Below are 12193 nucleotides of genomic sequence, written 5' to 3' on the forward strand. Positions count from 1 at the left end.
CTGACTGGAGTACAGCAGGCCTCAGGCGTGCCGGCGCAACCATTCGTCAATCATCGAGCGCAGATGCTCCCCTGAAAAACTGCCGAAATGCCCGCCATGCACGGTGCGGATCTTCAGAGCCTGCAAACGCTGCAGGCTGGTGGCGTAATCCTCGAGATCCGAGTGGTAGGCATCTTCAATCAACGGCCCGTCGTAGATGATGTCGCCGCTGAACAGGGTTTCGCTGGCCGCTTCGTAGAGGCTGATCCCGCCCGGCGAATGCCCCGGTGTGTGCAGCACTTGCAGCGTGCGATTGCCCAGGTCCAGCACATCGCCGTCCTCGACAAATCCGGTGGCCGGCGCAGCCTTGACCCGGTATTCGGCGTAGCACAGCGGGCAATCCGGGTGCGCTTCGAACATGTCGTCGCCGACGAAGGCACGGCTCAAGTCATTCTCGCCATCCGGCGCCGCCAGAATGTCCGCTTCGGCCGGATGCACCAGTCGTTCGGTGAATTCGTGATGCCCGGCAATGTGGTCGAAGTGGCAATGACTGGCTACCGCCACCAGCGGCCGCTCGGTCAGCCACGGCAGTTGTTCGCGCAGGCTGACCAGCCCGGAACCGCTGTCGAGCAGCAGATCCTTGTCACGCCCCTGAACATGCCAGAGGTTGCAGCGGTAGAAGGGACGGATGTACGGCTCGTGAATCAGGCGAATGCCGTCGCTCAGGTGCTGCACTTCGAACCACTGATCGCGAGAAACAATCTTCATAAAGCATTTTCTCCAGACGAAAAAAAACGGGTGTGGCAACCGACGCCACACCCGTCGAAGAAAGCATCAAGTCGTTATGTTCCAGCTTAGATCGCGCTGGCCACCACGTTTGGGCGGCGGGACATCAGGCTGACCACCACGAAACTCACCAGACCCACAGCCAGGCTGTAGTAGATCGGGGTGTTGGCGTCCAGACCGTCCTTGACCATGAACAGCAGGGCGGTGGCAAAACCAGTGCCCATGCTGGCGATGGCGCCGGCGGTGGTGGCGCGCTTCCAGAAGATTGCACCGATCAGCGGGATCAGCATGCCGCCCACCAGCAGGTTGTAGGCCAGGGTCAGGGCGCTGATCACGTCGTTGACCACCAGAGCGATACCCAGCACCACGACACCGGTCAGCAGAGTGAAGAGGCGGTTGATGCCCAGGCTCGACTGTTTGCCGCCACGCAGTTTCGGCAGCAGGTCTTCGGTCAGGGTGGTGGCGGCGGCGAGCAGGCCGGCGCTGGCGGTGGACATCATCGCGGCCAGGGCGGCAGCGATCACCAGACCACGGATACCGTCCGGCAGCGACAGTTTGACGATCGCGGCGAAGGCGTTGTTGACGTTGTCCAGATCCGGGATCAGCACGTGCGCCGCCATGCCGATCAGGGCACAGGCCAGGCCGTAGAGAATGCAGTAGATACCCGCGATGCTACCGGCGTACTGAGCGACTTTGGCGGTCTTGACGGTGAACACCCGTTGCCAGATGTCCTGACCGATCAGGATGCCGAAGAAGTAGATCATGAAGTAGGTGATGATCGTGTCCCAGCCGATGGTGGTGAAGCTGAAGGCGGTGGCGGGCAGTTTCAGCACCAGCTCGTCCCAGCCGCCGACGCGGTACAGGCAGATTGGCAGGAGGATGAACATCAGGCCGACGGTCTTGATGATGAACTGGACGATGTCGGTCAGGGTCAGCGACCACATGCCGCCGATAGCCGAGTACACCACCACCACGCCACCGCCGAGCAGTACCGAGATCCAGAACGGCAGGCCGAACAGCACTTGCAGCACGGTGCCGATGGCGAGGATCGAGGTCACGCCGATCATCAGCGCGTAGGCCAGCATGATCGCCGCGCTCGCCGAGCGGGCCATCGGGTTGTAGCGTTTTTCCAGCACCTGGGTAACGGTGTAGATCTTCAGTTTCAGCAGCGGCTTGGCCAGGAACAGGTTCAGCGCCACGATGCCGCAACCCAGTGCCGCGCACAGCCAGAAACCGGAGATGCCGTGCACATAGCCCAGGCGGACGGTGCCGACGGTGGACGCGCCACCGAGAACGGTCGCAGCCATGGTGCCCATGTACAGGCTCGGGCCGAGGTTACGCCCGGCAACCAGGAAGTCCTCGTTGGTCTTGGCCTTGCGCATGCCGAAGTAGCCGAGCAAGAGCATGCCGGCGGCGTAAATGAGGACGACGAATAAATCCAAAGCCATGATGGCGTGTCTCCGATTGTCTTTTTTATGGGGTGGAACTCTGTGGGGGAAGGCTGACCCCCACAGGCGATTCGTTTATTCAGGCAGCCTGACGCAGCGCCGCTTCAGCCGGCGCATGCGCGCCTTTGCTCCGGGGATCCTTCGGGCCGTAGACCAGCGCCGGTTCCGGGAACAGGCTCAGCAGCATCAGGTACATCACCGAGGCCAGACCGAGGGTCACCAGCAGGCTGATGTCGATGCCGCCGGCCAGTTCACCCAGCGGGCCGACGAACTGCCCCGGCAGGTTGACGAAGCACAGGCCGACCGCCGCGCTCGGGATCCACGCGCCCAGGCCGCGCCAGTTCCAGCCGTGGCTGAACCAGTAGCGTCCGCCTTGCTCGCCGCGCGTGAACACTTGCAGATCGTCCGGGCAGTAGAAGCCGCGACGCACCACCAGGCCGATGATCATGATCACCATCCATGGGGTGGTGCAGGTGATGATCAGCACGGCGAAGGTCGACACGCTCTGCACCAGGTTTGCCGCGAAGCGCCCGATGAAGATGAAGGCAATCGACAGCACGCCGATCAGCAACGTCGCCTTGACCCGCGACAGCAGACGCGGGAACACGCTGGACATGTCCAGCCCGGTGCCATACAGCGACGTGGTGCCGGTGGACATGCCGCCGATCACCGCAATCAGGCACACCGGCAGGAAGAACCAGCTCGGCGATACCGCCAGCAGGCCGCCGACGTAGTTGTTGGCCGCGATGTAGTCCGGTGCCTGGATCGCCACGATGGTCGCGGTGGTCAGGCCGAACAGGAACGGAATGAACGTGGCGATCTGCGAGAAAATCACCGCTGCCATGATCCGCTGACGCGAGGTTTCACGCGGGATATAGCGGGCCCAGTCGCCGAGGAACGCGCCGAAGGAAATCGGGTTGCTCATCGCCACCAGCGCGGCGCCGATGAAGGCTGCCCAGAAGCCTGGCTGGCCGAGACTGACGGTGCCGGCGTAGTGCGAATCGAAAGGACCGGCGAAAGCGAAGATGCCCAGCAGGAACAGCAGGCTCGCGCTCCACACCGCCACCTTGTTCACCCACAACAGGAAGCGGAAGCCGTAGATGCATACGGTCAGCACCAGAATCGCGAACAGACCGTAGGCCAGGCCCAGAGTCAGGTCGGTTTCCGGCAGGCCGATCAGGCGTTTCGCACCACCAATCAACGCATCCCCCGAACTCCACACCGAGAGCGAGAAGAAGGCGATGGCGGTCAACAGCGAGAGGAACGAACCGACGATCCGCCCGTGCACGCCGAAGTGCGCACCGGACGACACCGCATTGTTGGTGCCATTGATCGGGCCGAACAGGCCCATCGGTGCGAGGATCAGCGAACCGAGCAGCACACCCGAGACAATCGCCCAGACGCCCGCCTGAAAGGACAGGCCGAACAGCACCGGGAAACTGCCGAGCACGGCGGTGGCAAAGGTATTCGCGCCGCCAAAGATCATGCGGAACAAATCCACGGGACCGGCGGTGCGTTCGTTGTCCGGGATCTGTTCGACCCCGTGGGTTTCAATCTGCGTAAGGCTTTGGTCTTTGTTGTTGTTATTCATGATCTGCTCCGATCATAAAGGCGCGCTCATCGTGCGTGAGCGTCACCTGTCTTGGCTAAGGGGATGGCAGCCCTTCCGGCATTGCGGACAAATGTTCGTGGCAGGCCAGCCAATGGCCTTGTTGTTCTAGGCTCGACGCTTGTTTCCTGAAAACAATCGTCTCGCGCTCCTGGCTGAAGTGTTGCTCCCCTTGCATGCGCAGCTCGGTGGCCACGTCATGGATGAAAATCGCCACGTCACCCTGCAGGCTGACGAAGGCGTTGCTCGAGATGCAGGACAGCACCTCGAAGCCATCCTCGGCGCGCCAGCTGTCCCACAACGCCTGATAGGCATCGCGCGACAGCAGGGGCTGTTCGAGGGTGTAGAACACGAAGCTCGCATCGGCGCTGAACGCGCCGAAGTAGGCTTCGCGATCGTTGCGGGCGAAGGCGGACACCAGATCGGCGGCCGCTTTCAGAACCTGATCGCGTTCGTTCATGACCCGACCCTCAGCGGTGGACGACGCCCGGCAGTACGCAGAGCATTTCGTACAGCAGGTTGGCGGCCAGCAGCGAGGTGTTGCCGGTGGTGTCATAAGCGGGCGAGACTTCTACCAGATCGCAACCGATCAGGTCGAGGCCCTGGCAGCCGCGAACGATTTCAATCGCCTGAATGGTCGTCAGACCACCGATTTCCGGGGTGCCAGTGCCAGGCGCCCAGGCCGGGTCGATGCCGTCGATGTCGAAGCTCAGGTACACCGGGCCGCCACCGACTTTCTCGCGCACTTCGGCCATCAGCGGTGCCAGCGACTTGTGCCAGCACTCTTCGGCTTGAACAACGCGGAAGCCCTGATCGCGGCTCCAGTTGAAGTCGTCAGCGGTGTAACCCTGCGCACGCAGACCAATCTGCACCACGCGGTCGCAGTCCAGAAGGCCTTCTTCGACGGCGCGACGGAAGGTCGTGCCGTGGGCGATCTTCTCGCCGAACATGTGATCGTTCACGTCAGCGTGAGCGTCGATGTGCACCAGACCGACCTTGCCGTGCTTCTTGTGAATGGCACGCAGGATCGGCAGGGTGATGGTGTGGTCGCCACCCAGGGTCATCGGGATGACGTTGTGCTCGAGGATGTTGTCGTAGGCTTCTTCGATGATGCGCACGGCATCGAGCAGGTTGAAGGTGTTGATCGCCACGTCACCGATGTCGGCAACCGACAGCGAGTCGAACGGCGCAGCGCCGGTGGCCATGTTGTACGGGCGGATCATCACCGATTCGGTGCGGATGTCGCGTGGCCCGAAGCGGGTGCCGGGGCGCAGCGAAGTACCGATGTCCAGTGGGACGCCAACGAAGGCAGCGTCCAGGCCGGCAGCGGTCGGTACATGGGGGAGTCGGAGCATGGTGGCGATGCCGCCGAAGCGCGGCATTTCGTTGCCGCCCAGTGGTTGGTGAAGAATCTTGTCCACGGGTAGGGCCTCATCGTCTTTGTTTTATTTATGTCGGCGCGCCGCATTCGCAAGGTCACGGGCACCGCTGTGGGGCCGATTCTGCGAAATGTAGTGAGGCGAAAGAATCGCTACGGGCAAATACTTAGTTCAGATTTTTCTAAACTAATGCCAGACTTCCCCCCTACGTGCTCGTTCCCACGCTCTGCGTGGGAATGCATCCACGGACGCTCCGCGTCCAGCCGTAATCGCAGGTGACGCAGAGCGTCACGGGCGGCATTCCCACGCAGAGCGTGGGAACGATCCTTGGAGTAGACATGGCCAACGCTTTACCCGACCTGAAACTTTTGCGCATCTTCGTCAGCGTCGTGCGCCATCAGGGTTTTGCCAATGCGCAGCAGGAACTCAACCTGTCGACCTCGGCGATCAGCACCTACATGAGCCAGCTCGAAGCCGCGCTCGGTCTGGTGCTTTGCCATCGCGGGCGCGGTGGTTTCAGCCTGACCAGCAAAGGCGAGCTGTTCCATCAGGAAACCCTGCGTCTGCTGGCCGAACTCGAAGGTTTCGAGCAATACGCCGCGGCGCTCAAGGGTGAACTGCGCGGTACGCTCAACCTCGGGGTGATCGACTCCACCGTCAGTGACAAGGCCCTGCCGTTCGCCGAAGCCATCGGCGCCTACAGCCAGGAACACCCGGCGGTGCATTTGCACCTGTCGGTGATGAGCCCCTACGAATTGCAACTCGGCGTACAGGACAACCGCCTCGACCTGGCCATCGGTGCGTTCTCCACGCGCATGAGCGGTCTGGTGTACATGCCGCTGTACCGCGAACAGCACTGGCTGTATTGCAGTAATCGTCACCCGTTGTTCAACGAGCGGCGGATTCCCGAGCAGGTCATCACCCAGCAACGCATGGTCGGGCGCGGCTACTGGAGCCAGGCGGAGCTGGCCCGTCACGGTTTCAAACACAGCGCCGCGACCGTGGAAAGTATGGAGGCGCAGCTGATTCTGGTGCTGTCCGGTGCCTACATCGGTTATCTGCCGGAGCACTACGCTCAGGCCTGGGCCGACAAGGGTGATTTGCGGGTGCTGCTGTCGGCGACCTTCGGTTATCAGGCGCCGTTTTCCATGATCATGCGCCGTGGCCGCAGCCGCGAGCCGCTGATCCAGACCTTTCGCGATCTGCTCAAAGCGCAGCTCAATCAGGCCTAGCTTTCAGGAACAAGAAGTATGTCCAGACCTCAATGCCCGCGCTGCCTGCGCCCACAAACCCACTGCCTGTGTCCGCTGATCCCGAGCCTCGACAGCCGAACTCGGGTGTTGCTGTTGCAGCACCCGAGCGAGGTCAATCACGCGCTCAACACTGCACGGCTGGCAGCGCTCGGTTTGAACAATGCCGAGCTGATTGTCGGCGAGGTGTTCGAGGATTTGCCTGCGCTGTTGAATCGGCCGGGGCATCGGGCGCGGTTGTTGTTCCCGGCGGAGGATGCGCAGCCGATGCAGACTTACACCGCGACCGATGAACCACTGTTGTTGGTGGTGCCGGACGGCACGTGGCGCAAGGCACGCAAGATGCTGCACCTGAATCCGCTGTTGGCGGCGTTGCCACGGGTGACGCTGGCGGAGGGCGGGGTTTCGCGGTATCGGCTGCGCAAGGCACCGGGGCCGGGGGCGTTGTCGACCATCGAGGCGATCGTTCAGGCGTTGCAGACCCTGGAAGCGCCGGTCTCTTTCGATCCGTTGCTCAAGCCGTTTGAGGCGCTGATTGAAGGGCAGATTGCGGCGATGGGGGAGGAGACTTTCCAAAAGAATCACGGATACTGATCGTTCCCACGCGGAGCGTGGGAACGATCAGATGAGGCTAGCGTTCGCGCATCGCCTCGGTGCGCGCCTTCAGCACCGGTTTGAGCAAGTAATCCAGCACGCTTTTCTCCCCGGTGATGATGTCCACCGTGGCAACCATCCCCGGAATGATCAGCAGCGGTTTCACATCCCCGCCCAAATGGTTTTTGTCGGTGCGCACCTGGATCAGGTAGAAGCTGTTGCCCTTGTCATCGGTAATCGTGTCGGCACCGATCAGCTCAAGTTTGGCGCTGAGTCCGCCGTAGATCGTGTAGTCGTAGGCACTGAACTTGACCATGGCTTTCTGGCCCGGATGCAGGAACGCCACGTCCTGCGGACGGACCTTGGCTTCGATCAGCAGGTTGTCTTCCAGCGGCACGATTTCCACCATGTCGCTGCCCGGCTGGACCACGCCGCCGATGGTGTTGACCTTCAACTGCTTGATCACCCCGTGTACCGGCGAGGTCACGGTGGTGCGGCTGACGCGGTCGTCGATGGCGATGCTCGACGCCGTGATTTTCGACAGGTCGGTGCGCTTCTGGTTGAGGTCCTTGGCCGCGTCGGAGCGGAAGGTCTGTTCCGATTCGTCGATCTTGCTCTTGATCTCGTTGATCGCCGATTCGGCCCGGGGAATGGCCAGGGTCGTGGCGTTCAACGAGCCACGAATTTCCACCGCACTGCGCTTGAGTCGCAAGATCTCCACTGGCGACACCGCCCCGGTGCCTACCAGTGGCGATGACATGTTCATTTCTTGCTGGAGCAGCGCCAGGCTGGAACTGTACTGACCCTGCTTGGAGCGAAACTCCGCCAGCTCCTGGGTCTTCTGCCGCAACTGTTCGGTGAGGGTGCGTTGTTCGCTGGCCAGCCGCCGCTGACGCTGGTCGTACAGCGCACGTTCGTCTTCGGCCACTTGTGGCGCCTTGCTGACGACTTCGTCCGAGAGTTTCATCGGCCGGCCTTCTGACTCGGCGGATAGTCGCTCGACCTGGGCCATCAATGCATAGCGATCCGCCTCGCTCTCACCCTTGTTCGACAGAAACCGCGTGTCATCCAGGCGCAGCAGGGTGTCGCCCTTGTTCACCATTTGCCCTTCACGCACGAAGATCTCGGTGACGATCCCGCCCTCGAGGTTCTGGATCACCTGGACCTTGCTCGACGGAATCGCCTTGCCTTCGCCCATGGTCACTTCTTCGAGCACCGCGAATTTGGCCCAGACCAGCGCGCTGATCAGCAGTGCCGCCGCCAGCCACACGGTGATGCGCGACCAGCGCGGCGAATCCTGCAACGAAGCGCCGGCAGTTTCCGGCATGAATTCGGCTTCGGCGCTTTTGCCGAAACTGTCGAAGTAACCGCGCTGTTTTGACGATGAGGAAGCAGACATGGGCAACTCCTAGACCGCCGCCGAGCCGACCCGGCCCTTGCGCAGTGCATCGATGACCGCTTCTTTCGGACCGTCGGCGACGATCCGGCCGTTGTCCAGCACCAGCAACCGGTCCACCAGGCTCAGCATCGAGGTGCGGTGCGTGACCAGCAGCAAGGTTTTGCCCTGCACCCAGCCGTGAAGCTTCTGGCGCAGGACGTCTTCGCTGCTGTTGTCCATGGCGCTGGTGGGTTCGTCGAGCAGCATGATCGGCGGATCGAGCAACAGCGCCCGGGCCAGCAGGACTGCCTGGCGTTGACCGCCGGAAAGCAATTGTCCACGTTCACCCACCGGTCGGTCGAAGCCTTGCGGGTGCTGGCGGGCAAGCTCGGTGACGCCGGTCAGTTCGGCGACTTCGAGCATCCGCGAATCGCTGACATAACGGGCGCCGAGGGTCAGGTTGTCACGCAGGCTGCCGGCCAGTAGCGGCAGGTCATGGGCGACGTAACCGATCTGCTGGCGCAGGTCGGCGACATCCAGTTGCCGCAGGTCGAGGCCGTCGAGCAGCAATTGGCCTTCTTCCGGTTCGTAGAAACCCATGACCAGCCGTGCGAGGGTGCTCTTGCCGGAACCGCTGCGGCCGATGATGCCGATCCGCTCGCCGGGCTTGACGCTGAAACTGATGTTGCTCAGGGCCGGGGCGTTCTGGCCGTTGTAATGGAAGGTCACCGCATTGGCGTCCAGCGCCCCTTGCAATTGCGTGCGCTCCAGCGGCCGTTGTTTGCCGTCGCGCTCCTGGGGCAAAGACATCAGGGCGTCGGTACTTTTCATCGTCAGTTGCGCTTGCTGGTAGCGGGTTATCAACCCGGCGATCTGGCCCAGTGGCGCGAGCACGCGGCTGCCGAGCATGTAACTGGCTACCAGCGCACCGACGCTCAGGTTGCCGGCGATGATGCTGTAAACCCCGGCGACGATGGTCGCCATCCCCGAGAACTGCTGGATGAACAGCGTGCCGTTGGTGGCCAGCGCCGAGAGGTTGCGTGCGTGGCTGTCGAGGCGGGTGAGGGCGCCGTGGGTGCTTTCCCACTTGTGCTGGCGCTCGCTTTCGGCGCTGCACGCCTTGAGGGTTTCCAGTCCGCCGAGGGTTTCGATCAGCAATGCCTGACGCTCGGCACCGAGGCTCAGGCTTTTCTGCACGGTGTCGCGCAGGCGAACCTGAATGATCATCGCGAACACGATCGTGATCGGAAACGCCAGCAGCGGAATCACCACCAGCCAGCCGCCCAGCAGGCCGATCACCACCAGCATCAGCACCACGAAGGGCAGGTCGATCAGGCTGGTCAGGGTCACGGCGGTGAGAAACTCCCGCAGGCCCTGAAAGTCATGAATGCTCTGGGCGAATCCGCCGATGGTCGCCGGCCGGGCCTTCATCGCCATGCCGGTGATGCGTTCGAATAAAGTCGCGGAAAGGATCACGTCGGTCTTCTTGCCAGCGGTGTCCAGCAGGTGAGCGCGCACCACCCGCAGCACCAGTTCGAAACCGGTGCCGATCAGCAGTCCGATGGCCAGCACCCACAGGGTCGACGTCGCCTGGTTCGGCACCACGCGGTCGTAGGTCTGCATGACGAACAGCGGCACCATCAGGCCCAGCAGGTTGATCAGGAAACTGGCGAGGATCGCGTCGCTGTAGAGCCATTTCGACAGCTTCAGGGTGTCGCGAAACCACGCTTGCACCCTTGGCACCAACGGTGAACGCAGGTCCTCCAGTTCATGCCGTGGCCGGGCGAACAGGGCCTGGCCGGTGTAGTGTTCGGTGAGCTCTTCGTGGCTGACCCACTGTTCGCCGCCATCGGCTTCACTGGGCAGAATCAGGGCTTTGCCGTCATCGGCAAAACGTCGCAGCACGGCGGTGCGGCCATTGCCCAACAGCAACAGCACCGGCAGGTTGAGCGGGGAAATGTCCTTGAGGTCGCGGCGCAGCAGTCGCGCCTGCAAACCGGCCCGGGCCGCCGCACGGGGCAGCAGGTCCAGGCTCAGGCGTTGTTTGTCCAGGGGCAGCCCGGCACTCAGACTGGCGCGACTGACCGTCGCGCCATGGAGTTTGCAGAGGATCAACAGACCGTCGAGTAACGGATCATCGAAGCTCAGCCGCGGATCGACCCCGGAAACACCGGGTTCCATGCTGGTCATATTGATCGCTCCCTGGCTACATCATCGGGACTACTTCAGTTCGGGCAAGCGCGCCTCGTTCTTCACTTCGGCAGCGGCAATCGCGTCGGCCGGCAGCACCACCCGTTGCTTGCTCAGCAACTGACCCATGTTCGCCAGCACGCGGTACATCGAAAACTCCTCGGTGTAGCGGATTTCCGTGTAGCGGCGATTGGCGTTGTACAGCTCGTTTTCACTGTCGAGCAGGTCGAGCAGGGTGCGTTGGCCGAGGCCGAACTGATCCTGATACGCGGCGCGTACACGCTTGGTGGTTTCGGCGTATTCGCGGGCGGTCGGGGTCTGCTTCTTGGCGTTGACCATGGCGTTCCAGGCCAGGTGAATGTTCTCGTTGAGCTGGCGCAGGGCGTTGTTGCGGATGTCCATGGCCTGGTTGATCTGGTGCGCATCGGAGGCCAGTCGCGCCTTGTCGCTGCCGCCACGGAACAGGTTGTAGTTCATCACCACGCCGACGCGCCATTCATTGTCGTGGCCCTCGTCGCCCTGCACGTTGTTGTTGGCGCCGACCGCCGCTTCGGCATCGAAGCGCGGGTAGAACGGCGACTTGGCGACTTCGTACTGACTCTCGGCCGATTGCACGTCGGCCTGGGCGGATTTCAGATACGGGTTGTTCTCGACCATGCTCTGCTGGGCTTCGGGCAGGCTGGTGGGCAATTCACCACGGGTCGAAGCCGGCGCTTCCAGTTCATCGGGCATGCGCCCGACCACGGCGTAGAAGTTCGATTCGGCATCCGCCAGATCGACTTCGGCGGTGTCGAGGTTGTTCTGCGCCAGCGCCTTACGGGCGACCGACTGATCGGAGTCGGCGGTGCTGCCGATGCCGCGCTGGGTGCGCAGGCCGATCTGGTCATTGACGCGCAAATGCGCCTGCAGGTTGTTCTTGGCCAGGGTCACCAGTTCGCGGCGCTTGAGCACTTCGAGATAGACCTCGATGGTGCGCAGGGCCAGGTCCTGGGCGGTGCCTTGCGCGTAGTACGCGCGCGAGTTGGAAACGCCCTTGGTGCGCTCGACTTCGTTGGCGGTATTGAAACCGTCGAACAGCATCTGCCGCAGACGCAGCTCGGACTGGGTGTAGTTGAGAATTTCGGTGTGGTGGTTACCGAGGGCCCGGGTGTTGGTGTTGTCGCTGTAACCGCGCCCATAAGCGGCGTTCAGATCCACCGATGGATAGAAGCCGCCCTTGGCGACTTTCACCTGTTCATCGGCCGACAGTTTGGCGTCTACGCGCGAAGCCAGTTCCGGGTGGGTCGCGATGGTGCTTTGTATCGCTTCGGTGAGGTTCATGGCCTGGGCTTGAGAAGTGCAAGCCATGGCCAGCAAAACCGCACTGCAAAGGGGGGTTAAAACGCGCATGGGTGCATCTCCCTGAGTCCTGATGGTGTATTGCTGTCGCCAATTTATTGACGATATTTTTTAGGTTTGGCGTTTCATCGCTGTTACAACAGAGCTAAGAACATCCTGAAGCGTAGCTAAGAAAAAATTTTCATATGGCTTATGCCAAAAAAAACTTATGCGCTTCGCCAAATCCAGCACATTGTTCCTCT

At 62.1% G+C, this 12193-nt stretch carries 10 protein-coding genes; 2 read left to right on the forward strand and 8 right to left on the reverse strand.

All coding sequences use genetic code 11. The features are described from left to right. Nucleotides 1-21 precede the first annotated feature (21 nt). The 5 genes from AC3WRD_RS08995 to speB all read right to left on the reverse strand — a co-directional run bounded on the left by AC3WRD_RS08995 (nt 22) and on the right by speB (nt 5243). A complete protein-coding gene (locus AC3WRD_RS08995) occupies nt 22-747 on the reverse strand; it encodes an MBL fold metallo-hydrolase (RefSeq protein ID WP_102620299.1) in 726 nt (241 codons plus the stop codon). 86 nt (nt 748-833) lie between these two features. Further along, nucleotides 834-2213: a sodium:solute symporter family protein gene (locus tag AC3WRD_RS09000; RefSeq protein ID WP_096819335.1), complete on the reverse strand. Its 1380-nt coding sequence runs from the start codon at nt 2211-2213 to the stop codon at nt 834-836. A gap of 79 nt (nt 2214-2292) precedes the next feature. Further along, nucleotides 2293-3804 carry a purine-cytosine permease family protein gene (locus tag AC3WRD_RS09005; RefSeq protein ID WP_096819334.1) on the reverse strand — a complete coding sequence of 504 codons (1512 nt, stop codon included), beginning with the start codon at nt 3802-3804 and terminating at the stop codon, nt 2293-2295. Nucleotides 3805-3859: 55 nt separating this feature from the next. Next, nucleotides 3860-4282, reverse strand: a complete 423-nt coding sequence (locus AC3WRD_RS09010; protein ID WP_096819333.1) for a YybH family protein — start codon at nt 4280-4282, stop codon at nt 3860-3862. 10 nt (nt 4283-4292) lie between these two features. After that, complete coding sequence (speB, locus tag AC3WRD_RS09015) at nt 4293-5243, reverse strand: agmatinase (RefSeq protein ID WP_003222717.1); 951 nt, start codon at nt 5241-5243, stop codon at nt 4293-4295. 296 nt (nt 5244-5539) lie between these two features. Between speB and AC3WRD_RS09020 the strand changes: the two genes are divergently transcribed. Together AC3WRD_RS09020 and AC3WRD_RS09025 are read left to right on the forward strand one after the other, a co-directional pair. Next, complete coding sequence (locus AC3WRD_RS09020) at nt 5540-6433, forward strand: LysR family transcriptional regulator (protein WP_102620300.1); 894 nt, start codon at nt 5540-5542, stop codon at nt 6431-6433. Nucleotides 6434-6451: 18 nt separating this feature from the next. Continuing rightward, nucleotides 6452-7045 (forward strand): tRNA-uridine aminocarboxypropyltransferase, encoded by a 594-nt coding sequence (locus tag AC3WRD_RS09025; RefSeq protein ID WP_102620301.1) that lies wholly within the window; start codon nt 6452-6454, stop codon nt 7043-7045. A 37-nt stretch (nt 7046-7082) separates the two neighbouring features. On the opposite strand, the gene AC3WRD_RS09030 is transcribed toward AC3WRD_RS09025, so the two are convergent. The 3 genes from AC3WRD_RS09030 to AC3WRD_RS09040 are packed head-to-tail and all read right to left on the reverse strand — an operon-like array spanning nt 7083 to nt 12002. Continuing rightward, nucleotides 7083-8444 carry an HlyD family type I secretion periplasmic adaptor subunit gene (locus AC3WRD_RS09030; protein WP_102620302.1) on the reverse strand — a complete coding sequence of 454 codons (1362 nt, stop codon included), beginning with the start codon at nt 8442-8444 and terminating at the stop codon, nt 7083-7085. 9 nt (nt 8445-8453) lie between these two features. Then, nucleotides 8454-10613, reverse strand: a complete 2160-nt coding sequence (locus AC3WRD_RS09035) for a type I secretion system permease/ATPase (protein WP_096819330.1) — start codon at nt 10611-10613, stop codon at nt 8454-8456. A 30-nt stretch (nt 10614-10643) separates the two neighbouring features. Next, a complete protein-coding gene (locus AC3WRD_RS09040) occupies nt 10644-12002 on the reverse strand; it encodes a TolC family outer membrane protein (protein ID WP_096819329.1) in 1359 nt (452 codons plus the stop codon). Between the last annotated feature and the right edge of the window lie 191 nt (nt 12003-12193).

The organism is Pseudomonas sp. FW215-R2 (assembly GCF_058789255.1).